General features: G+C 49.5%; 28 protein-coding genes and 2 pseudogenes. 26 read left to right on the top strand and 4 right to left on the bottom strand.

All coding sequences use genetic code 11. The features are described from left to right. Positions 1-229: 229 nt before the first annotated feature. From IMQ56_RS18435 to IMQ56_RS23055, 12 genes and pseudogenes are all read left to right on the top strand, one after another. Positions 230-1222, top strand: a complete 993-nt coding sequence (locus IMQ56_RS18435; RefSeq protein WP_100397258.1) for a replication protein — start codon at positions 230-232, stop codon at positions 1220-1222. Then, on the top strand, positions 1206-1898 hold the full coding sequence (locus IMQ56_RS18430; protein WP_196063633.1) for a replication protein P: 693 nt from the start codon (positions 1206-1208) through the stop codon (positions 1896-1898). Before IMQ56_RS18435 ends, IMQ56_RS18430 begins: the two co-directional genes overlap by 17 nt. 11 nt (positions 1899-1909) lie before the next feature. Next, positions 1910-2596, top strand: coding sequence for a DUF1627 domain-containing protein (locus IMQ56_RS18425; protein WP_045629616.1), 687 nt, complete (start codon positions 1910-1912; stop codon positions 2594-2596). A 3-nt stretch (positions 2597-2599) separates the two neighbouring features. Next, entirely contained in the window at positions 2600-2860 is a 261-nt protein-coding gene (locus IMQ56_RS18420) for a DUF977 family protein (RefSeq protein ID WP_045629615.1), read from the top strand. After that, positions 2857-3189, top strand: a complete 333-nt coding sequence (locus IMQ56_RS18415; protein WP_045629614.1) for a hypothetical protein — start codon at positions 2857-2859, stop codon at positions 3187-3189. The genes IMQ56_RS18420 and IMQ56_RS18415 overlap by 4 nt, the downstream gene beginning before the upstream one ends. Continuing rightward, positions 3186-3830 (top strand): hypothetical protein, encoded by a 645-nt coding sequence (locus tag IMQ56_RS23065; RefSeq protein WP_052954179.1) that lies wholly within the window; start codon positions 3186-3188, stop codon positions 3828-3830. Before IMQ56_RS18415 ends, IMQ56_RS23065 begins: the two co-directional genes overlap by 4 nt. Further along, a complete protein-coding gene (locus tag IMQ56_RS18400) occupies positions 3827-4285 on the top strand; it encodes a hypothetical protein (RefSeq protein ID WP_052954178.1) in 459 nt (152 codons plus the stop codon). The genes IMQ56_RS23065 and IMQ56_RS18400 overlap by 4 nt, the downstream gene beginning before the upstream one ends. A 33-nt stretch (positions 4286-4318) precedes the next feature. Further along, complete coding sequence (locus IMQ56_RS18395; protein WP_006808975.1) at positions 4319-4501, top strand: hypothetical protein; 183 nt, start codon at positions 4319-4321, stop codon at positions 4499-4501. Continuing rightward, positions 4501-4754, top strand: a pseudogene (locus IMQ56_RS23060) (DNA polymerase III subunit theta). The gene IMQ56_RS18395 and the pseudogene IMQ56_RS23060 overlap by 1 nt, the downstream one beginning before the upstream one ends. Continuing rightward, positions 4744-5016, top strand: a complete 273-nt coding sequence (locus tag IMQ56_RS18390; protein ID WP_045629613.1) for a hypothetical protein — start codon at positions 4744-4746, stop codon at positions 5014-5016. The pseudogene IMQ56_RS23060 and the gene IMQ56_RS18390 overlap by 11 nt, the downstream one beginning before the upstream one ends. A gap of 235 nt (positions 5017-5251) precedes the next feature. Then, positions 5252-5431, top strand: coding sequence for a hypothetical protein (locus IMQ56_RS18385; RefSeq protein WP_223862071.1), 180 nt, complete (start codon positions 5252-5254; stop codon positions 5429-5431). A 602-nt stretch (positions 5432-6033) separates the two neighbouring features. Then, positions 6034-6484, top strand: a pseudogene (locus tag IMQ56_RS23055) (DNA cytosine methyltransferase); the annotation flags it as partial. Positions 6485-6696: 212 nt separating this feature from the next. On the opposite strand, the gene IMQ56_RS18380 reads toward IMQ56_RS23055, so the two are convergent. After that, positions 6697-7698: a serine protease gene (locus IMQ56_RS18380; RefSeq protein ID WP_045629611.1), complete on the bottom strand. Its 1002-nt coding sequence runs from the start codon at positions 7696-7698 to the stop codon at positions 6697-6699. Between the two features lie 423 nt (positions 7699-8121). On the opposite strand from IMQ56_RS18380, the gene IMQ56_RS18375 reads away from it, so the two are divergent. From IMQ56_RS18375 to IMQ56_RS18335, 10 genes are all read left to right on the top strand, one after another. Then, positions 8122-8355 (top strand): DinI family protein, encoded by a 234-nt coding sequence (locus IMQ56_RS18375; RefSeq protein WP_045629610.1) that lies wholly within the window; start codon positions 8122-8124, stop codon positions 8353-8355. Positions 8356-8759: 404 nt separating this feature from the next. Further along, complete coding sequence (locus tag IMQ56_RS18370) at positions 8760-9359, top strand: DUF1367 family protein (protein ID WP_096946573.1); 600 nt, start codon at positions 8760-8762, stop codon at positions 9357-9359. A gap of 5 nt (positions 9360-9364) precedes the next feature. Then, positions 9365-9565 (top strand): hypothetical protein, encoded by a 201-nt coding sequence (locus tag IMQ56_RS23050; RefSeq protein ID WP_072047913.1) that lies wholly within the window; start codon positions 9365-9367, stop codon positions 9563-9565. 2 nt (positions 9566-9567) lie between these two features. Beyond that, on the top strand, positions 9568-10152 hold the full coding sequence (locus tag IMQ56_RS18365; RefSeq protein ID WP_045629607.1) for an NUMOD4 domain-containing protein: 585 nt from the start codon (positions 9568-9570) through the stop codon (positions 10150-10152). After that, positions 10145-10435, top strand: coding sequence for a hypothetical protein (locus tag IMQ56_RS18360; protein ID WP_045629606.1), 291 nt, complete (start codon positions 10145-10147; stop codon positions 10433-10435). Before IMQ56_RS18365 ends, IMQ56_RS18360 begins: the two co-directional genes overlap by 8 nt. Then, on the top strand, positions 10432-10788 hold the full coding sequence (locus tag IMQ56_RS18355) for a RusA family crossover junction endodeoxyribonuclease (RefSeq protein WP_045629605.1): 357 nt from the start codon (positions 10432-10434) through the stop codon (positions 10786-10788). The genes IMQ56_RS18360 and IMQ56_RS18355 overlap by 4 nt, the downstream gene beginning before the upstream one ends. After that, the gene (locus IMQ56_RS18350; protein WP_023295205.1) at positions 10785-10925 is read left to right on the top strand and encodes a YlcG family protein; all 141 of its coding nucleotides are present in this window, start codon (positions 10785-10787) and stop codon (positions 10923-10925) included. The genes IMQ56_RS18355 and IMQ56_RS18350 overlap by 4 nt, the downstream gene beginning before the upstream one ends. Next, a complete protein-coding gene (locus IMQ56_RS18345; protein ID WP_230326206.1) occupies positions 10922-11389 on the top strand; it encodes an antitermination protein in 468 nt (155 codons plus the stop codon). The genes IMQ56_RS18350 and IMQ56_RS18345 overlap by 4 nt, the downstream gene beginning before the upstream one ends. A 111-nt stretch (positions 11390-11500) precedes the next feature. Continuing rightward, the gene (locus IMQ56_RS18340) at positions 11501-11734 is read left to right on the top strand and encodes a hypothetical protein (protein WP_058662431.1); all 234 of its coding nucleotides are present in this window, start codon (positions 11501-11503) and stop codon (positions 11732-11734) included. A 58-nt stretch (positions 11735-11792) separates the two neighbouring features. Next, on the top strand, positions 11793-13037 hold the full coding sequence (locus tag IMQ56_RS18335) for a phage tail protein (RefSeq protein WP_196065239.1): 1245 nt from the start codon (positions 11793-11795) through the stop codon (positions 13035-13037). Here the strand turns inward: IMQ56_RS18335 and IMQ56_RS23045 are convergent. Next, positions 13003-13773: a hypothetical protein gene (locus IMQ56_RS23045; protein ID WP_230326205.1), complete on the bottom strand. Its 771-nt coding sequence runs from the start codon at positions 13771-13773 to the stop codon at positions 13003-13005. The two genes, IMQ56_RS18335 and IMQ56_RS23045, sit on opposite strands and share 35 nt — an antisense overlap. An 83-nt stretch (positions 13774-13856) precedes the next feature. Then, positions 13857-14606, bottom strand: a complete 750-nt coding sequence (locus tag IMQ56_RS18325) for a hypothetical protein (protein ID WP_058662470.1) — start codon at positions 14604-14606, stop codon at positions 13857-13859. Positions 14607-14736: 130 nt separating this feature from the next. Here IMQ56_RS18325 and IMQ56_RS18320 point away from each other — a divergent pair, with 130 nt between their 5' ends. The 4 genes from IMQ56_RS18320 (at position 14737) to IMQ56_RS18305 (ending at position 19338) form a co-directional block, all read left to right on the top strand. Continuing rightward, a complete protein-coding gene (locus tag IMQ56_RS18320) occupies positions 14737-15294 on the top strand; it encodes a recombinase family protein (RefSeq protein WP_058662286.1) in 558 nt (185 codons plus the stop codon). A 202-nt stretch (positions 15295-15496) separates the two neighbouring features. Beyond that, a complete protein-coding gene (gene betT, locus IMQ56_RS18315; protein ID WP_058662283.1) occupies positions 15497-17494 on the top strand; it encodes a choline BCCT transporter BetT in 1998 nt (665 codons plus the stop codon). Between the two features lie 63 nt (positions 17495-17557). Next, positions 17558-18853 (top strand): DUF2254 domain-containing protein, encoded by a 1296-nt coding sequence (locus IMQ56_RS18310; RefSeq protein WP_058662284.1) that lies wholly within the window; start codon positions 17558-17560, stop codon positions 18851-18853. A gap of 113 nt (positions 18854-18966) precedes the next feature. Then, a complete protein-coding gene (locus tag IMQ56_RS18305) occupies positions 18967-19338 on the top strand; it encodes a nuclear transport factor 2 family protein (RefSeq protein ID WP_314296224.1) in 372 nt (123 codons plus the stop codon). 57 nt (positions 19339-19395) lie between these two features. Here IMQ56_RS18305 and IMQ56_RS18300 read toward each other — a convergent pair. Then, on the bottom strand, positions 19396-20024 hold a 629-nt coding region (locus tag IMQ56_RS18300; RefSeq protein ID WP_196065237.1), incomplete at its 5' end, for an SOS response-associated peptidase.

Raw genomic sequence — 20024 nt, 5'->3', positions numbered from 1 at the left:
CCAATCGGTTTGAGTCGAAGCGCATCAAGCGCGGTAAGCAGCAGGGGCTGTTCTAAAAGGGTGAAAGCCGCGGTGAGGGGGCACCAACGGCTTTCGGGTGCAAAAACGGGACGTAATTGCGAGGTCATTATGACAAACGCATGTACTAAACACCAGGCTAAAGGGGCATAGCATGTCAAATGTCGCTTATGCCGATTTTGCGGCACGTAGTGCCATCAGGAGCAACCGGATGGAGAACCAGAAGACCGGATTCATCCCGTTGTACCGGAGCGTACTGAAGAAGCCCTGGGCGAAAGATGTGTTCCTGCGCACGTTGTGGGAGAACCTTCTTTTGGGTGCTGCACGTCAGCCCTACACGGCGAACTTTAAAGGCCGTCAATGGCCCTTACAAACCGGACAACTGGTAACCACAACGGCCGATTTGGGGCTGAAATTATGCGACCGGGAAGGGAAGCCGAGTAGTCGTCACGCCGTGGACAGGATGCTTGATGTTTTCGAACGCGAAGGAATGATTTCTCGTTCTGGAGAGAAGCGAAAAGGCACTGTGATAACCATCACAAATTATGAGCAATATGCTCAAAAAATAGACTATTTACCCGCGCAATTCCCCGCGCATAACGGCGAGCATATCACCGCGCATGACGAAGCCAGTAGTGGCGCGGCTTGCGAGGGTCATGCCGCGCATTTACCCGCGCATAAGACCGCGCAATTCCCCGCGCATCATGAACAACAATATAATAACAACAATATAAATAATAAGATCTCTTCGTCTCGGAATTCTGAAGAATCCCGAAACGAGGCGACTCAAAAATTCCTCTCTCGTCACCCTGAAGCTGCCGACGGAATCTACACCCCGGCAGGAAAATCATGGGGTACTGCTGACGATCTCAAAGCCGCTCGCTGGATACACTCCCTGCGCCTGACGGTCAATGCCAGCCTGAGCGAACCGAAATGGGTCGAATGGGCTAACACAATCCGCCTGATGCGCGTCCAGGACAAACGTACGCACTTCGAGATTTGCGATCTGTTCAAGTGGGCCAACAAGGATGATTTCTGGAAAGACAACATCCTGAGCCCGTCAAGCCTGCGCAGGAAGTGGGACGACCTAACTACCAAGCGCCTGCGCAGCGGTGGACAGCCAACGAAGACCACTGCGAAGGGCAAGGTCGATTTCAACAACACAGACTGGATTAACGGGGTGTTCGATGAAAAGTCTTTCTGAGCAGATGGTCAGCATAGACCGTGAAAATTTTGCGCGCATAGCACGCGGCATGCCTGAATTGCCGGATGCGCAGGACACGCCCGCCGAGCAGACCGCTGAAATCTTCAACGCGCTGTTTAGCGCCTTGCGTGCAACATTCCCGGCCAGCGTGCATAGCTTCAGCGACCAGTCTGAGTTTGACGAACTGCGCCGCCAGTGGGCTCAGGCATTTCGTGAAAATGGGATCACCACCATGGAACAGGTAAACGCCGGGCTGCGCATTGCACGTCGCCAGGAACGCCCGTTCCTGCCGTCGCCTGGTCAGTTCATCGCATGGTGTCGGGAAGGTCATGGCGCTCTCGGTATCACGGTTGACGATGTCATGTCCGAATACTGGCGCTGGCGAAAGCTGGTTTTTCGCTACCCGACCAGTGAGCAATACCCGTGGAGCCAGCCCGTGCTCTATCACATTTGCCTTGAACTGCGCAGACGCGGTACTTACGGTCAGCTCAGCGAGAAAGAACTTGTTCGCGTTGCTGGCGATCTACTCCACGACTGGGAAATGCGTGTTCTCGATGGGAAACCTGTTCCACCAGTACGCCGGGCACTAACCGCACCAGATCAGGATCGAGGCCCGACTCCGGCGCAGATGCTGATGGCGAAATACAAACAGCGGAAAGACGCTGGACTGATTTGAGAGGAAATCACATGGAAACCGTAATTCAGGTACTGGAAAAAATGGGGCGGGCGACATACCGCGAAGTTGCTGACCGTCTTGAAATCGACCCGGTTGATGCGCTCACCATGTTACGTGAGCAGCGTGATCAGGGGTTATGCGATTTTGGAGACGGCGGCTGGTTCCTCGGTACTGTGAAAGGTCAGTCTCAGCAGTCAACGCCAAAGGCACCTGTTCATCAGGCCCCGCGTCTGAAAGGTGAGGAGCCGGAACCCGTTGATCCTAATGTCGTCCGACAGCAGCTGCGTGAGCAGGGGGCAATGACGACAGTTTCGCTGGCTGCGGCCGTCAATCGCAATGCCCGCGGAATGGTCTCTGTTCTTCGCGCGCTGGAGCGCCAGGGCGTTGTGGTGAAGAACGGGAAGGGTAAAGGCGTTACCTGGTCCCTTGCTGTTGTTACAGAACCCGTTAAGCAAGAACCGGTACCGGAGGCACCTGCCGCGCCGGAAGAAGCAAAACCAGTCGAACAGATCGTGAGTGAAATCCCCTCGTTCACCGAAGGGCGCGCCGCAGTCGAAGCTGTACCAGCGGTGAGGGACATTTCTCGCGAAATCCGCCGCACCAGAAACAAGCTGGAGCAACTGACCAAACTGCGTGACGCGGTTCGTGTTATTGGTCGCCACAGAAATCTCGTGCATCAGCTGACAGGGAGGGAATAACCGATGGCCAGAAAGAAAACCGACAAAGAACGCGCTCTGATCATCAACCGAATTATCGAACTGGTGAAGGAGCAGGGGCGCATCACCACGAATGACGTCGTTGCGATGTTCGGCCTGCACCGGACCACGGCGGAGAAATATCTCCGCGTAGCGGTAGAGCAGGGTGGTCTAGTTCGCCACGGGCGCTGCGGAATTTTCCGTGACCAGCGGGCAACTATCGACTTTGACCTGAAACGTTTTTCACACAACAAGGCGGCTGCATGAGCACAATTACCAAAGAATTCACCAAAGAGCAGTTGATTGCGCGCACAGAAATGCGACTCGCTATGGTTGCCGGATTCCCTGAGAGCAAGCTGGCGCAGATGGATAAATGCTTGGCTAAAATCGCGCAGGCAGTGTTGAAGGCCGAGCCATTCCTGTATGCCATAGCTGATTCTGAAGGTGAGGCGCATTTAGATGAGTTCTGCGTTGCTTATGGCGAGGACGCCTTAGTCTCAGAAATTAGCGCCCTCAACGAAATGGCAGAATCACCGGGAGAAGAATACAAAGCGGTAGCTGCGTACCGGCTGCCAATGTTGGAGGGTTTGAAATGATGAATACTCCCCTAAAAGAATGGCTAAATCAGACTATCGCAGAGCTTGAAGAAGAGCGCGATGCTGTGCCCGGCGCAGTAAACGAAGATGCGGCGATGGCGCTTGCTGCGATGAAGCTAGCGCTGTCAACGCTCGAAGCGGAGCCGGTGGCGTACATCTTCAAGCATCCGGCAGGCAGGCTGTTCTGGTCTTTGACTGACGAGAGCAATAAAGGGCAAAGCGACGTTATGCCTGTTTACACCGCTCAGCCAGTGCCAGTATTTGTGCCGGACGAGCTGACACGAGAAGAGTATAAGCGTCGGTTCATGGAAGATGACGACTTTGACGACACTTTCCGTGGCGGCTGGAAAGCCCACCGCGCCGCCATGCTTAAGCACTCTGCGCCATTCATAGTAACGAGCGATCATCGCATGATGGAGATGCCTCAAGTTGAGGCTATCAACGCTGTCACCGCCATTCTTCAGGGTGCCGATGGTGCCCTCACTAATGAGGATACCAAAAGCGTGGGCGAGTTGGTCATGTGGGTTAAGCGTTTAGCCCATTCACTCAGAAAGGCCAATCCTGATAGTAAGTTACAAAGCGATGCAATGGACTACTTGAGCAGGAAGGGGTTGATTGGCGTGGAGGATATACTGCGATGATGACAGATAAAGACCTGACTGATGATGTGCTGGACGAGATTATTGCCGGAGCCAAAACGTCGATGGAGCAGTATCTTGCTCTGTCGTTGAAGGCTGAGCGAGCTGCCAATCGACAACAAAACTCACAACAAAATATTACGGAAAATATTCTGGTCACGCAGTTTAAGCCGGTAGCAGACCTGTACGGCTTAACCTCGCCAACCGGCAGCGAAACATCATTCACATTCGACGCTGTTGAAGCTCGCGATTTCATTGATGGCGGTTGGTCATGTCAGGAGTACGTGGAGCTTGGACGCTTTCAGGAGGCTGTGAGCGGCAACTCTCCGGTGATTCCGGATGGTTGGGTGATGGTGCCAGAAGAACCCACCCATGAAATTCTTGAGGCTGGTGATGAACAATTCGGAACTTACGATGTGTATCGCCGGATGATAGCGGCATCACCGCAGCAGAAGTGATCTATAATCCCCTCAAATAACCGAGGGGGTTTTATGTCTAACGAAGAAATGACTCCAGCAGAAAAATATAAAGCTTCAATGAAAAGACATAAAAAGTTCTGGAGGAAATCACAAATTGCAAATGCGAAACGGTTTGATGCTGGAGAGGTTGAATCTGTTGATGGTTTTAGATCTCCTTATGAGACCAGAAAGAAGAGAGGGAGGACTGCTGACTGATGTCTGAATGGAATATTGCTGCAAAGCCGCAGGAAGATCGCGATAAGGTTAACGTTGATCTTTCCGCCTCAGCGTTGTTTACAAAGAGTGTTTGAATATACCCGTCATCGCGGAGCAGATGGCCTGAGAACAACCTGAGCAGTACCGAGAGTATTTTATTGAGTGTCTAAGATATTATCGGGAACGTTCTATCATTTTGCCGAAAGGCAACGAACCGGTTATCAGAAGCAGGAGGATGCTAGGTGAAAGTTGAATATCTATTGATTGGTCGCGGTCTCGATGGGAAGATCAAGATGGACGATTATCCCAAACAAAAGTTGCTTGTAGGAGAAGTTACCGTTCAGGCTGCTGGTTGTGTAAACAATGGCACTCCCCTCAAAACCTTTGAGGTTGACCATATTCAGCATAACGGGCACGTCTACGCGGTAGCCATTGGTCGTAGCACAACTGGGCAGGAGATAATCCAGTTCATTGAAAGCTCAGGTGTGAAACCAATCCCAGATGAGCTGCTGTAACGAAGTTAATAAGGCCCACTACTCCGGGCCTTTTCAAAACCAGGCTTAAGGACGCTGGTTTACGTACTCAATGATCGCGTTAATGATCACGAACATCGGCGGTACGATTTTCAACAGCAATGCAACCATAATAGCCTCCTAGGCTTAGGGTTAGCGGTCTTTGAAGTATCCCCGCAGGGCCGTAATGATGGCCGTCACCGGGGGCGCGAGTTTTAAGATCAACAGGAGCAATGCTATGCAGCTTCCTCTTTGTTCATCGCGCCTCGCCGCAAATACCCCTGGGCTTGCCTTTGCAGTTGCTGTATCAGTAGTCGCCAGATACATTCAGCACGATTTTGGGTTGGGTGGGGTTCAAGAATCACCAAAAACCCTGGCAAAAAATTTTACTTGCATATCAATCTTCAAGGTTATCTAAAGTGTCCGGAAGCGTTCTTGTTCCGTCCCCTCGCTTGAAGAATTCAGTTCATTTGTTTAAGCTAACTTCAGTCGCCAGATACATTTGGCACGGTAAGTGGAGTTCTCACCTCCAGTTACCGATTGAAGAACCCGGTCTAATCAGCCGGGTTTTTTCATTTCCGGCAGGCCGTAAAAATTTAAATGTTTAAATACTATATATAGGGCTTGCAAAAAATAATTGCGCTATATGATGAGTATTCTAGTAAGGAATCTTTTCAGCACAAGGGTTGATTTTGACGTTAAATTGAGGTTGTAAAAGAGTAAAAAAGGCTAAGTCCTCGTACCGTAAGGCCTGGAAGACATGTCAATAATTAAGAAAAAAAATTCAAAATTTGATCGAGTGATGATTTCTTCAATGAAAGGTCAGAATTGCGCAACATGATATCGCGCAATCTGCGTAAGAATCGTCAACTACTGGTGTTTATTTTTAAGTTGCGTGTAACATATAGTTAACATCCTTAACCGTTAACCCCCTTTTCCAAGATCTTTGAGTCGTGTAATTCAAAGTTTTCATTCTCTATGAAAGTCCGTTGATAATTAGCCAAAAGAATGTCATTCAACAATCGCCACGCATCGATCACATCTCATCTGGAGAAACTACTTTTGACCTGCCGGTAAGGGCAGTGCATCTTCCAGCGAATGCCGATTGTACCGCAGGCGGGGCGCAAGACGGTGAAGGGAAATCATTGTCGGCTATGTATGGGGACAACGAGCAGCGTCCACAGCAGGACTAAGAATTTCTGCGCAAACACTGCGACTCTAACTGCTTATCAAAGTCCTGGTATATCGCATAGTCGATATTGGCATGTGCATGCTGCAACCACCGCATGATCTATACCGGGCGCAGGGCTTCCCGGAGTGGTACATCATCGACAGGGATTTCCGCGGCGTGAAGTACGCGAAGGATAAGCAGGTGGCCCGCTGCGGTAACGCGGTACCGCCACCATTTGCTGAGGCGTTAGTAAAAGCAAATTTACCTGAAATGTGTCGTGCTTTTGAGAGAGTAGCTTAAAACGATAAAAGCCTGCTTAGCAGGCTTTTATCTCTCATTACTACGAAAATCAACCAAGGGTTTTGGTCGTTGTAGTTACATACTGAGTTGTTTGTTGACCATTAACTGACTGTGAGCCCGCTGAGTTGGGAGTAGAGGTACGAAAGCCAGCATACTGGTTAGTAGTTGTAGCGCCTTGATTGTACGCCAAGTACTGTGTAGCAGTGCTTCCATTATTGGTCATATTTATTCCACCCTTCTTTCAAAATAGTGCTATTGACGGTTAGTTGTTGAGTACCATTAGGAACAACAACTGCGTTGCGATTTAACTGTATTTCAGTCCTAAACTGATATGAAAACGTATCTGGTGCTTCCACTAAGCATCTCACAGCATCATATTTTTGAGCGTTAGAGACACCTAAAACTGCATTCGCATCAAAGGGTTGTCCAAGTTGGAGCTCTTCCTTGATATCATCATAAATATCTTTAATAATGCGGTAGAGTTCTTGATCGGGTTTCTCAATTTTCAACCCGAGCTCCATCGCTTCTAGTCTATTAATGGTGTAATCATGGCTTCCAGATTCACTACAAAGGAAACTGATTATCTTATCCACGTTTTCAGCGTTATCCATCTGATTAACAAGTAATTTTCTGGCTAACATTTGTATCTGCGCTTTAGTTCTGTAGACACGTCCAAGTACTAATGGATGAATTTTCTCGCTAAGAGCGTGCAAAATCTTAGCTAGACCTGCATCATCCGTAATTCCGAATTCTTCTTTTGCTACAGCAATATAACCCTTGATTTCTTCAACGCTGACTGCCCACGGTTGTATCTGACCATTGAAATTTACTTGTGGGTTCAGAGGCCCGTTAACACTTGGATCGATCGGACCGATAGTGGCTTGCTTAGTCATAACGATGTTATTGGCGCCAAGTGACATTAGCGTGCCAGCGCTTAAACATTTTGCCGGTATAACAACTTCGAGTTCCTTACAGAACTGGCGAAGCAGGTTCACAATACTCCAGGCTGCTAAAATGTCGCCACCACAAGTATAGATAAAAAGAGTGATTTTTTGTGTGTCACCGATTTCATCTAAATGGTTAGCGAAGAGATCAAAAGCATCGGATGAAATCTGCGACCCTAAGCCTTGTCTATCACCCGTAACATAGGTAATTACTTTTGAGCCACGCATTTCTTCTAACTGCGTGTAAAGTTGTTTTCGCTGTGCAAACATACAGTTCCTAATATCAAATGCAGCTAAGTAGCTGATTTAGTTTTCCCTGAACTTCAGTTTAGATGCCAAACTCTTTGATTGGTCATCACTACGATAAATGTAAATTAATTTTTATATCTTTATCGGAGGAAAAGCCATCAACTTTAGCTTGATTTTTTACTTCAAATCACAAATTCATGTCTGAAGGCCCTGTATAGCGCGCGGATTTTAATCAATATGCGTTCCATAAGGAAGTGTTTATTTACACAGACTTAAGTCATACTCACCCCGCCAAAGCTGTATGTTATTGATTTATGAATCATATATTTCATTGTCGTCAAATTCCTAAAAGTTGATTCTTAACAATTTGTGCTCATAAGGCGTTGATCATTTTGCTCTGCGGGTTTACTGTATAAAAATACAGTATTTGCAAAGGAGGCTACTATGAAAGTTGAATTAACCATTGATCGAACTAAGAAACTTCCAGATGGAGCTGTGCCGTCGCTTGAGAAAGAATTGCTGAAACGACTACATAACCGGTTTGATAATTGCAGCCTGGTTATCCGACGCGCAGGTACTGATGGGTTAAGTGTTTATGGCGGTGAGAAGGACGCAAAGAAGACGGTCGAGGGGATCCTTCAGGAAACCTGGGAAAGTGCTGACGACTGGTTTTATTAAGATTGCATACAGGGGTAGCGCGCATTTTCAGAATACCGCAATTTGCGAATCCCTTTGATGCTGCTGCCGACAATTTCTAATCGCGTCTGTATGTCGCTCAGGGGGATTTCGTGGAGGGTGTAGCTCAGTCAGATCTACGAGTGACCATAACCGATGGGAAAGGAAAAGAGCTGCTGACATTCAGTATGAGGGCGGAAGAGAGGTATATAATTTCCAGCAACGACAGTTCCATAACTCATAGAAAACTAAGCAGTGACGATCGATACTGGTCGAAGGAAACTATAATGGAAGTTGTAAGGGAAATGGCTTCTAAAAATTGACTTGTCACTACGTACACAATCATAATTCTTGAGCTGGCCTGAACAACCAGCAACCTGACATTGATGCGCCACGGAGTGAACACCATGGCGCAGTTACAACTCATTAAGCAGTCCTCAGGGATCCTGATCCCGGCTACGCCGGAGACCAGCCATTTACTGCAATCAAAAATTAAGCTCGGCGCTGTGCTGGTGGCCGACTTTAAACAGGTGCGCAATCCAGCGTTTCACCGACGCTTTTTCGCTCTGCTGAATCTGGGCTTCGAATACTGGGAGCCAACCGGCGGCGCGATATCCTCCAATGAGCGCAAGCTGGTAACCGGCTACGCTAAATTCCTGGCTACCTACGGCGGCAACGAAGGCGCACTACTGGATGCCGCTGAGCACTATCTTGAGCAGGTTGCGAGTCGCCGCGTCACGAACGGGATCAGCCTCTGTAAATCCTTCGATGCATACCGCGCCTGGGTGACGATTCAGGCCGGGCATTACGACGCCATAAAGCTTCCGGATGGCACCCTTCAGAAACATCCTCGCAGCATCTCATTCGCGAACATGGACGAAATTGAGTTCCAGCAGCTGTACAAGGCCGCGCTTGATGTCCTCTGGCGCTGGATATTATCCAAAGCATTCAGGGACCAGCGCGAGGCGGAGAACGCCGCTGCGCAACTCATGAGCTTCGCGGGGTGACGGGAATGAAGTATTCATATTTTCACCATACGGAATGCACCAGTGAACAGGCCGACAGCCTGATTGCAGTTTATCGGGCTCGCGGTATCAGAACCGAAAAAAGCCTCAATCCTGATTTCCTGACCTGGACGGTCAGTGCCCGGTTGCCGGTTTGTGCTCGCCTGGAACATACGCCGCGATCACTTCGTCAACGGATGTGGGGGTGATCATGGCTATTGAAGAAAATTGGGAAAGCATTCCCGGATATGAAGGCATTTATGAGGTTAGTGATTTAGGGCGGGTTCGTTCTCTTGACCGTGTTGATTGTCGTGGGCGTACGGTGATGGGGAGGGTGTTGAAACCATATCGTGACGGTAATAAAGGCTATGTCGCAGTTAGCTTGGTGAAAAATGGTGAAAGTACTCGCACCAAATTGCACAGACTTATTGCTTCAGTTTTTCTTTCTACAACTAGAGGAAACGGTGATCAGGTCAATCACATCAATGGGATTCGAGATGATAACAGAGTCGTCAATCTGGAATGGGTCACGTGTCAGCAAAATATACGTCACTCGTTTGATGTCCTGTATAAGAAACCATCAGGAGGACATAAAAATAAGACCGGCGCAAAACATCATTCTTCCAGGTCCGTTATTGCCACACGATTGAGTGATGGCGAAACCTTGCATTTTGGTAGCGCGGCTGAGGCTGGGCGCACGCTAAACATTCCATCTGGTTCCATTCCTCGTTGTTGCAACGGTAAATACCGTAGCAGCCATGGCTATTCGTTTAAGTATGGGGTGCATGATGCTTAAGCAAAAAACTTATCGTAATAAAAAGTGGCTTGCCGCCGTCGGGCAGATTGAATGCTGTGTTTTGTGTGGTGCCTGGGGAACCCAAGTTGCGCACCGAAATGAGTCAAAAGGCATGGGATTAAAAACCGATGACTGTGCGACAGCTGCACTCTGCGTTTACTGTCATGACAGCATTGATAACGGGAATAAGCTGAACAGGGAGGAGCGTCGGCAGCTTATGGACCGCGCGATTGTTCTGACAGTGATTGAAGTTGCCCGCCGTGGGCTGGTGGTGCCCGCATGAAAATTTACGAAATTACGCCGATTGGCAAACCCCGAATGACTCAGCGCGACCAATGGCATAAACGGCCAGCAACAGCAGCGTACTGGGCATACAAAGAACATGTCCGGTTGCTGGGCATCCGCCTGCCAGAGTCCGGGTATCACGTCACGTTCGTCATCCCCATGCCAAAGAGCTGGAGTAAGACGAAGCGGGCGCAATATGTCGGCCGTCCTCATCAACAAAAGCCGGACAAAGACAATCTGGAAAAAGCTCTGCTTGATGCAGTGTTTGACGAGGATAGCCATGTCTGGGACGGACGGGTTACCAAAATCTGGGGAGAAACCGGGCAAATCATCATCGAGGAGGCCAGATGAAGCCAGAAACGCTTGAGATACTCCGCGCGCGCTGGCAGCGCCTTCGGATTTACCGCCGCCCGGGATCGGTGCTGGTGGACTACCGCATCCTTCGTAATTTTATTCGCATTAACCAGTTGGCAGGAGCTGCAATATGAACCTCGAATCAATCGCTAAATATTTCTCGCCAAAATCACCGATGTTCAGTGACTCTTCGAGGGCGACTGCCACCGACAATCTGACCGGAACTGATGTTATGGCCGCGCTTGGACTGGTTAACGCCAAGTGTGGGTTTGGGTTCGATTTATACCTTGCAAAAATTGGTATCAGTAGCCCTGACCGGGCAATGGAGGCACTTTATGGATCATCTCTGGACCTATGCCGACGCTTTAAATCAGTTAAAGAACTCGATGAAAAAGTCCGGCAGCGCGTTCTCGAAATTATGTGTGCTTTTGCATTCCAGGATTACGCCCGTAGTGCGGCAAGCGTTCGCAGATGTGACTGCTGCGATGGTAGCGGCTTTATTCGCCAGGCCGCAGACAACCCCTGGCGGCAACCTTCAAAACGTCGCGTATTCAAATCTGAGGAACGTGATTATGGCCATCAACTGCGCCAACTATGATTGATCGTTTTGAACGATCAATTTTGAATAATTGATCTACCAAATCAATTATATCCCGTTGATTCATATTGTTATTGTGTAGCTTCATGAATGCCCTGGGATATAACCACTATGAAAAATATGATTCTTTGCCTGGCGGTAGCGGTATTGCTCTCCGGTTGCGCTGGCGTTATTGAGAAGCAGCAGCCCGTATGCACCGGAATAGCCCTGGTCGGCGGGCAGGAAAGCAGCGTCCAGATCTACGGAGTCCGTAAACAAAACAATCAGACGCAGTACCGCGCCGGTTATCCCTTTAACTGGTCATGGGTGAGCGCCAACACGTTCACCAGCACCACCTGCCACTAACCCATTCAGTTTTGAACAAACCCCGCTCCGGCGGGGTTTTTTATTGCCTGGAGAAAATATGCTTTATAACACTGGCACCATCGCCATTAACGGAAATACCGCCACCGGCACCGGCACGAACTGGACGGCACCGGCCAGCCAGATTCGGGTTGGCCAGACGTTGTTTGTTCTTTCTAACCCGGTACAGATGTTTCAGATCACGGCCATCAACAGTGCGACGTCATTGACGATTACACCCGCGGCGTCTCCAGCGCTGAGCGGCCAGAAGTACGGCATTCTTGTTACTGATAGTCTCTCGGTCGATGGCCTGGCGCAGAGTATGTCTCAGCTCATCAACGAGTATGACGAGAACATCGGCGCCTGGGAGACATTTGCCACCACCTCAGCAAACCAGAACATCACCGTTACCATCAACGGCACTCGTATAACCATTCCGGCGATCGGTAAACTGGCGCAGAAAGGAAGTAATGGAGCTATCCCAATTAGTCAGGGTGGGACCGGGGCAACAACGGCAGAAGACTCTCGCACAAACCTCGGTTTGGGAAGCAGTGCTACACGGAATGCTTACAGCTCGACAGGACAGATGTTATCCCGGGGAGATTTTGGCTTGGGCGGGCCGGGTAATAGTAATGCTGGCTGGGATATAGCTGTCGATGGCCGATTTTTAAGTAGCCCTTATGACGGCCCCTCAGCTACTGCTGTGTTTATGGGGATAAACTGCGCTCATAGTTCCGATTCATCCTACTGCTTTCAGCTTGGGGGGCGAGGAAACCAGGGTATGTGGTGGAGGGCAAGAGAAAGCGCCTCATTCCTTCCATGGTTACGAGTTTATGACACTGGTAACACCACCAGAGCTAGTGACGGCACCTTAAAAGCAGCTTCCCCGGTAGTTAAGCTGTTTGCAGACGGTTCGTTTGAGACTAATGGCGAATCAGAAGGTTGTACTGTAACTCGCATGAAAGCCGGAGAGTATCTGATCGAGGGCTGCATGGGTATGAATTCAGATGCGGCGTGGGGTGGGATTGATGGCGGGTTCGATATCCCTAAAGATCGTAATGGGCAGGCCCTAATCTGGCTTGACTATGAGGTAAATGCCGACGGGTCAGTGCTGGTGAAAACATTCCACCGGGAATACCCGTCAGCACCGATATTTGCGAGGAACTCACGGGAAGGTTTTGTGGATGGCGAACCGGCCGATATTCCGGCCGATCAGTTTGTCAGTGTCCGTGTAGAGATGCCGCAAAACAGTATCTGGAATCAGCGTGCAGCTATGGCTGAAGTTTCTGATTCATCATCTGATTAAAGGCAGAATCATCAGGCATATCCAGGCGAACATCGATCCAGCTGTTCACCGGCACGTCCATCGGTTTCCCTTTCGTTTTGACGATCTCCCCCTCATCGCCCAGCAGGTATTTTCGTTTAAACAGGCGGATAGTCAGTCCGCCGTTTTCGGTTTGCTCTGCCTCAACTACACCCAGCTCCCCCATGCCGCCAGGGTCCATTGGTGGCAGTAACTGCCATCCCTCAGACGCCAGTCCTGCTGAACCGGTGAGCACGTAAACACCAACATCGAGGCGGGAAAGGGTTATTCCCTCCGCCTCGGCGTTCGCCGTACCACATCCGCACCAGACAAAGCCTGGTTCATCGATATCAGTGCGCTGACATTCCTCCTGACTTTTCACAATACGGGCAACTGGGGAGGCAGCCTTAAGCGTTCCGTCACTGGCTTTCGTGGTGTTCTGCGTTGAGTAAATGGTATGCGTGGTTGAAAAACCAACGTTAGCTAGCCCAGTAACAGTCCCGTTTCCCTGGCGGTATTTCAGCCCCTGCGACGTTGAGGCTAACTGCCAGGAAACATAGCCACCACCAGATGAGTCATGCCATCCGCGCAAGGTTAACATGCCGGTGTAAGTATCTGTGCTGCCATTACCACCCCACCCATTCCCTCCATACTGAATGCCAAAGGACATACCCAGTGGGTATTGAGCAATCAAATCATACGAGGCGAGTTGCCGGAAATCTCGATGAACCTGGGCCATGACAGCAGCTCCGTTCAGATACGCGGAACCTGGGGAAAACTGACTTTCAACGTCTCGTGTAGCGCTGTTTCCCAAACCGACCTTTATTCACCCGCATCAGCAGTCATGGCCAGCTCTGCCGCACTGACTTTTTGGTTGTATAAAGAATCGGCTGGCATTTCGACACGCACAGACACGAACTGGTCGCCGGGAATGTCCACAGGATCACCATCACTTACGCCGTCTATTTCGTTCCTGCCGAAAGCTGGCGCATCAGGGTGAGTACGGTGATAGGTTTTCACCAGTAAAGAGCCATTGGCGTTAACCTCATAATCCAGCCAGATAAGCGGTTGCTTGTTGCGATCGGTTGGGATGTCAAAACCTCCATCGATGCCGCCCCATGCTGCGTCTGAGTTCAGCCCCTGACACCCTTCCACCAGATATTGGCCGGTTGCCAGTCGGGTTACAGTGCAGCCCTCCGATTCGTCATTCGTCCGGTATGAGCCATCCGAGAATATCGCCACCACTGGCGATGCAGCTTTCAGTGTACCGTCGCTGGCGCGGGTCGTGTTGGCTGTGCCGTAAAGCATGTTAAAGGTTGAGGTTGCGGAGGTTCCTGAGGTGTTTCTTGCCAAGACCCCCACCACCCCAGTTCCGTAAGCAACGCTGATGATCGCATGCGTATCTTCAGCTGCAAAATATAGCGATGCAGCATAAGATGTTTGTGAGTTAACAGTTTTGTTGTTACGAAATACACGAGAACCTTTATCCATGAGGTTTGCCCATACTTCAGCAACTGTATCTGCGTTGAATGAGTTTCCTTTGCCTCCGAACCCAAACGCGCCCACCTCCATTACATTTCCCACTGACGTTCCAACGTTCTTAGTCGCACTACTTCCTAAACCGAGGTTTTATAGATTGCCCTGTGGTAGCCATGCCGATAACTTCACCTGATTTTTTTGCAGAAAATATTGGGTGAAAAACATGCAAATTGGCTACGTAAGGGTGTCAACAAATGACCAAAACACAGATCTTCAGCGACAAGCTCTCGAACGCGCAGGATGTGAACAGGTTTTTGAGGAAAAAATGAGCGGAACGGTAGCGAACCGGCCAGCGCTTAAAAAGCTTCTGCGAACGCTGAATGAGGGCGATACGCTGGTGGTGTGGAAGCTGGATCGCCTCGGGCGAAGCATGCGGAACCTGGTACTGTTGGTGGACGAACTCCGGCAGCGCGGCATCCACTTCAAAAGCCTTACGGACAGCATAGACACCTCCAGCCCAATGGGGCGTTTCATATTCCACATCATGTCAGCCCTGGCAGAGATGGAGAGGGAGTTAATCGTGGAACGCACCCGGGCAGGACTGGCGGCAGCCCGGGAGAAAGGGCGCATAGGCGGCAGACGACCAAAGCTAACACCGGAGCAATGGGCGCAGGCTGGCAGGTTGATTTCAAACGGCGTGGACAGAAAGCAGGTGGCGATTATTTACGACGTAGCGGTGTGCACGCTTTATAAAAAATTTCCTGTATCTAAGCTGATTTAAACCATTACAGGAGCCTTAGCCATGGGACATTCAATAATTGTGATGAGAGAGTATTACCGCATACAAAATCGGAGAAAGCCTATGAGAATATTACCACGACGTAACTTCTGATTATATGCTCCATTTACTGCGGGTTTTTGCTACTCTATGAGAGGCAATGCCTATCATCTTAAGCGGATCTAAGTTAATGGAATGAATAAATATGAGTGAAAATGATACTATCCCAAAGAAGTCTAAAAGCCAGATTAACAAAGCGGTATTCTTTACATCTGCTTTGTTAATTTTCCTTCTTGTCGCCTTTGCCGCTGTATTCCCGGATGTAGCCGACAAAAATTTTAAATTACTTCAGCAACAAATATTCACGAATGCCAGCTGGTTCTACATCCTTGCGGTGGCACTCATTTTACTGAGCGTCACCTTCCTGGGACTCTCACGCTACGGTGATATCAAGCTGGGTCCGGACCATGCGCAACCTGATTTCAGCTACCATTCTTGGTTTGCGATGCTTTTTTCGGCAGGGATGGGGATCGGTCTGATGTTCTTTGGCGTTGCCGAACCTGTGATGCATTATCTTTCGCCTCCCGTCGGCACCCCAGAGACTGTTGCGGCAGCGAAGGAAGCAATGCGTCTGACCTTCTTTCACTGGGGTCTGCATGCATGGGCAATCTATGCCATTGTGGCGCTGATCTTAGCCTTTTTCAGTTATCGTCACGGTCTGCCTTTAACGCTGCGTTCTGCACTCTATCCTATTATTGGAGATAGAATCTATGGTCCTATAGGCCATGCGGTTGATATTTTCGCCGTTATCGGCACGGTCTTTGGCGTTGCGACATCGCTGGGGTACGGGGTTTTGCAGGTGAATGCCGGTTTAAACCATCTCTTCGGGGTGCCCATTAATGAAACGGTGCAGGTTATTCTGATCGTGGTCATCACGGGATTAGCGACGATTTCGGTGGTGTCCGGCCTGGACAAGGGAATACGTATTCTTTCAGAACTCAACCTGGGCCTGGCGGTGTTGCTGCTGGCGCTGGTCCTGTGTCTGGGACCAACCGTGCTTCTGCTGAAGTCATTCGTGGAAAATACGGGCGGTTATCTTTCGGAACTGGTGAGTAAAACCTTCAACCTTTACGCGTATGAACCTAAGTCGAGCAACTGGCTGGGGGGCTGGACATTATTGTATTGGGGATGGTGGCTTTCATGGTCGCCGTTTGTGGGGATGTTCATCGCACGGGTCTCGCGTGGCCGAACCATTCGTGAATTTGTCACCGGCGTGCTGTTTGTTCCCGCCGGCTTTACGCTCATGTGGATGACGGTGTTTGGTAACAGCGCAATCTATCTCATTATGAATCAGGGGGCGACCGATCTCGCAAATACCGTTCAGCAGGATGTCGCGCTGGCACTGTTTAATTTCCTGGAGCATTTCCCGTTCTCTTCCGTTCTGTCATTCATTGCAATGGCGATGGTCATCGTCTTCTTTGTAACGTCTGCTGATTCCGGGGCAATGGTTGTGGATACCCTGGCATCTGGTGGGGTAGCTAACACACCCGTCTGGCAGCGAATCTTCTGGGCCTCACTCATGGGGATTGTTGCAATCGCACTTCTGATTGCGGGTGGGCTAAGCGCGCTGCAAACGGTGACAATAGCGAGTGCATTGCCCTTCTCAGTGATCTTATTAATATCCATATACGGACTGTTAAAAGCACTGCGTCGGGATTTGACCAAGCGTGAAAGCCTGAGCATGGCGACTATTGCTCCTACGGCTGCACGTAACCCCATTCCCTGGCAGAGAAGGTTACGTAATATTGCTTATCTGCCGAAACGTTCTCTCGTGAAACGCTTTATGGACGACGTTATCCAGCCAGCCATGACGCTGGTTCAGGAAGAACTGAACAAGCAGGGAACGATTAGTCACATCAATGACGCTGCCGACGATCGTATTCGCCTTGAAGTCGATTTGGGCAATGAGCTGAATTTTATTTACGAAGTAAGGCTTCGCGGGTATAACTCGCCGACCTTCGCTCTGGCTGCGATGGACAATGATGAGCAGCAGGCAGAGCAACATCGATATTATCGCGCTGAGGTTTATCTCAAAGAAGGCGGCCAAAATTATGATGTGATGGGCTGGAATCAGGAACAGTTAATTAATGACATACTGGACCAGTACGAAAAACACCTGCACTTCCTGCACTTGGTTCGTTAATAGCAATATGCCGTCCTGGGGGCGGCAATTATTTATCCCGGCCGCAATACGAGGGAATACAGAATGATATCTCGCTGGCAATGGGTTCTGAAGCAGACATTCAAAAAACTATGGTTCAGGGCAACATTATTCGCAATTGTAGCGATAATAACGGCCCTAGTATCTATTCTTTTCAAATCATTGATCCCTGAGTCGGTTTCAGTGAAGGTTGGTGCTGAAGCAGTCGATAACATTCTGAACATACTGGCATCAAGTATGCTAGCAGTGACAACATTTTCGCTGAGTATCATGGTCACAGCCTACGGTTCAGCAACTACTAATGTGACTCCCAGAGCAACGCGTTTAGTTGTTGAAGACGTAACCACACAAAATGTATTGGCCACCTTCATCGGTTCTTTTCTCTTCAGTCTGGTAGGGATTATTGCCCTCAATATGGGAGCCTATGGAGAAAGGGGGAGGGTCATTTTATTCATTGTCACATTGATTGTCATTGCCCTAATCCTCATAACATTGCTTCGCTGGATACAACATTTGACCTCTCTTGGGAGGGTAGGTGAGACAACGGCAAAAGTAGAACAGGCGGCCATCGAAACATTTATTGCGAGAGCAAGAAATCCCTTTCTCGGCGGATATCCATGGCTTGAGAGCCATGAACAGCCGAAAGGAACGATTGCAGTTTATCCGAAGAAGATTGGCTATGTTGAATATATTGATATGGTGAAACTGAGCAAGCTACTGACCAATGATCCTCGTCATGTATACCTTGTGGCGCAGCCAGGCAGTTTCATACATCCGTCCATGCCAGTTTTGTACCTGAGTCAGTGCCAGGACTCATCAATCAGCACCGATTTACTTGAGACGATTATTGTCTCGGATGTACGTTCATTCGCTCAGGATCCGCGATTTTGCCTTAGCGTCATGGCCGAAATAGCCTGCCGGGCCCTTTCACCGGCAGTGAATGATCCTGGAACCGCAATTGATGTCATTGGGAGAGGTGTTCGTATACTTTCCGCTTACGCGCAGAATAAATCTGATGAAATAGAGGTGAAATATCCTTCGGTACATGTTTCACCACTTCAGAATATCGATCTGCTAGAGGACTTTTTCTCTCCAGTCGCGCGCGATGGTGCCAGTATGAGGGAGATTCAGATAAGAGTCCTCAAAGGACTGGCCATGCTGAGTACGGGGTGGCCTGGGATGTTTGCTGAAGCCGCAAATTCCTTGGCATTGGAAACATTAGAGTACGTAAATCGAGCTGAACATATAGAATCTGACAAACATCTAATAAAATCAATATATTACAATTTATTTAGAGGCGAGAATTCTAATAAAAACCATAGTTGCGGAGCAAACAATTAGGTTGTTGGCGAGGTAAGGGCAAAGCATTCGCGTCAAAATAGGCATCTGCTGTGTGCCAGAAGCGGACATTGCATTCCATCGATTATTGCTTTAAGTGTCGATGTTCGAGTGTGATGAGGACAAACACGATGCTCCTGGATACGTTAAAAAGACTCGAATGTTCTCTTCATGGCAGCCGGCGGAAAGATCGAAAATGGCTTGAACAGGTACTCCATGAAGGATTCAGCGAAATAACACGCTCAGGCGTATTAGTTGATCGTGCACAGACTATTGAAGCGCTTTCGGGTGAAGATAGTGTTCCGGCTATCCTTAGTAGTGATTTTCGGCTTATCAGCGTTGAAGATAATTTCGCAATATTGCACTACAGAACTATTAATCCGGATGGTAATCGTGCATCCCTACGTTCTTCATGCTGGGTTCTCTCTGAGAACGGGCAATGGAAGTTGGTATTCCATCAGGGAACACCTGAGGCAGAGAGCGTATAGATGCCTAATAAAATGTCCGCTCCTCGCTCATTTAGGACGTGCCTGGCCTCTTACCTTTTATTGTGTCGCCTTGATTAGCTCCGGTCCCTGATTTTTCACGTTGCCCACGGCGCGCGTCACAGCGTGCCAGATAAATTTGTCGGCTGGAACAGCGCCGTCGGCTGCTATCTCTGCCGCTTCCTTCCCGCCTATATCCTGGCGCATCCACTCCCGGGCGGCTTCCGGTGACAAAACCAATGGCCGGCGGTCGTGAATGTCGACCAGACCTTTGTCGGCCGCAGACGTCACTAACAGGAAACCTTCTGCATCATCGCCACGTTCGAAGGGCGTGCTGCCAATGGCTGCCATGAATATCGGTTGACCGTCAGCACGGTGGATGAAGTAGGGCTGTTTTTTGTCACCTTCCTTCTTCCATTCGAACCACCCATCCGCAAAACAGATCGCCCGGCCATGCTGCCATAGAGGCTTGAACATTCTGCTGGTGGCTGCGGTTTCTACACGCGCGTTAATCAATGGCGATTTGTCCCACCATCTAGGTGCGTAGCCCCAGAAAACCGGATCTAGGTGCAGCTGCTCGTCGCGTTCATTCAGCAACAGCACTTTGGTACCGGGCGCCACGTTGTATCGTCCTATCGGCTCCGGGTCATATGCAATGTCGCGATCGGCTTCATCGTCAAGGTAGGCCA

The sequence above is a fragment of the Enterobacter sp. Res13-Sevr-PEC09-46 genome, from assembly GCF_015672585.1.
Lineage (GTDB): Bacteria > Pseudomonadota > Gammaproteobacteria > Enterobacterales > Enterobacteriaceae > Enterobacter > Enterobacter hormaechei_C.
Note: the sequence above shows the minus strand (reverse complement) of the source record. Positions and strands in the feature narration are given on the sequence as shown.

Excerpts from the sequence above, each read along its gene's own strand:
- IMQ56_RS18435 (WP_100397258.1), top strand. The coding sequence starts at position 230 with ATGGAGAACCAGAAGACCGGATTCATCCCGTTGTACCGGAGCGTACTG.
- IMQ56_RS18430 (WP_196063633.1), top strand. The coding sequence starts at position 1,206 with ATGAAAAGTCTTTCTGAGCAGATGGTCAGCATAGACCGTGAAAATTTT.
- IMQ56_RS18425 (WP_045629616.1), top strand. The coding sequence starts at position 1,910 with ATGGAAACCGTAATTCAGGTACTGGAAAAAATGGGGCGGGCGACATAC.
- IMQ56_RS18420 (WP_045629615.1), top strand. The coding sequence starts at position 2,600 with ATGGCCAGAAAGAAAACCGACAAAGAACGCGCTCTGATCATCAACCGA.
- IMQ56_RS18415 (WP_045629614.1), top strand. The coding sequence starts at position 2,857 with ATGAGCACAATTACCAAAGAATTCACCAAAGAGCAGTTGATTGCGCGC.
- IMQ56_RS23065 (WP_052954179.1), top strand. The coding sequence starts at position 3,186 with ATGATGAATACTCCCCTAAAAGAATGGCTAAATCAGACTATCGCAGAG.
- IMQ56_RS18400 (WP_052954178.1), top strand. The coding sequence starts at position 3,827 with ATGATGACAGATAAAGACCTGACTGATGATGTGCTGGACGAGATTATT.
- IMQ56_RS18395 (WP_006808975.1), top strand. The coding sequence starts at position 4,319 with ATGTCTAACGAAGAAATGACTCCAGCAGAAAAATATAAAGCTTCAATG.
- IMQ56_RS18385 (WP_223862071.1), top strand. The coding sequence starts at position 5,252 with ATGCAGCTTCCTCTTTGTTCATCGCGCCTCGCCGCAAATACCCCTGGG.
- IMQ56_RS18380 (WP_045629611.1), bottom strand. The coding sequence starts at position 7,698 with ATGTTTGCACAGCGAAAACAACTTTACACGCAGTTAGAAGAAATGCGT.
- IMQ56_RS18375 (WP_045629610.1), top strand. The coding sequence starts at position 8,122 with ATGAAAGTTGAATTAACCATTGATCGAACTAAGAAACTTCCAGATGGA.
- IMQ56_RS18370 (WP_096946573.1), top strand. The coding sequence starts at position 8,760 with ATGGCGCAGTTACAACTCATTAAGCAGTCCTCAGGGATCCTGATCCCG.
- IMQ56_RS23050 (WP_072047913.1), top strand. The coding sequence starts at position 9,365 with ATGAAGTATTCATATTTTCACCATACGGAATGCACCAGTGAACAGGCC.
- IMQ56_RS18365 (WP_045629607.1), top strand. The coding sequence starts at position 9,568 with ATGGCTATTGAAGAAAATTGGGAAAGCATTCCCGGATATGAAGGCATT.
- IMQ56_RS18360 (WP_045629606.1), top strand. The coding sequence starts at position 10,145 with ATGCTTAAGCAAAAAACTTATCGTAATAAAAAGTGGCTTGCCGCCGTC.
- IMQ56_RS18355 (WP_045629605.1), top strand. The coding sequence starts at position 10,432 with ATGAAAATTTACGAAATTACGCCGATTGGCAAACCCCGAATGACTCAG.
- IMQ56_RS18350 (WP_023295205.1), top strand. The coding sequence starts at position 10,785 with ATGAAGCCAGAAACGCTTGAGATACTCCGCGCGCGCTGGCAGCGCCTT.
- IMQ56_RS18345 (WP_230326206.1), top strand. The coding sequence starts at position 10,922 with ATGAACCTCGAATCAATCGCTAAATATTTCTCGCCAAAATCACCGATG.
- IMQ56_RS18340 (WP_058662431.1), top strand. The coding sequence starts at position 11,501 with ATGAAAAATATGATTCTTTGCCTGGCGGTAGCGGTATTGCTCTCCGGT.
- IMQ56_RS18335 (WP_196065239.1), top strand. The coding sequence starts at position 11,793 with ATGCTTTATAACACTGGCACCATCGCCATTAACGGAAATACCGCCACC.
- IMQ56_RS23045 (WP_230326205.1), bottom strand. The coding sequence starts at position 13,773 with ATGGCCCAGGTTCATCGAGATTTCCGGCAACTCGCCTCGTATGATTTG.
- IMQ56_RS18325 (WP_058662470.1), bottom strand. The coding sequence starts at position 14,606 with ATGGAGGTGGGCGCGTTTGGGTTCGGAGGCAAAGGAAACTCATTCAAC.
- IMQ56_RS18320 (WP_058662286.1), top strand. The coding sequence starts at position 14,737 with ATGCAAATTGGCTACGTAAGGGTGTCAACAAATGACCAAAACACAGAT.
- betT (WP_058662283.1), top strand. The coding sequence starts at position 15,497 with ATGAGTGAAAATGATACTATCCCAAAGAAGTCTAAAAGCCAGATTAAC.
- IMQ56_RS18310 (WP_058662284.1), top strand. The coding sequence starts at position 17,558 with ATGATATCTCGCTGGCAATGGGTTCTGAAGCAGACATTCAAAAAACTA.
- IMQ56_RS18305 (WP_314296224.1), top strand. The coding sequence starts at position 18,967 with ATGAGGACAAACACGATGCTCCTGGATACGTTAAAAAGACTCGAATGT.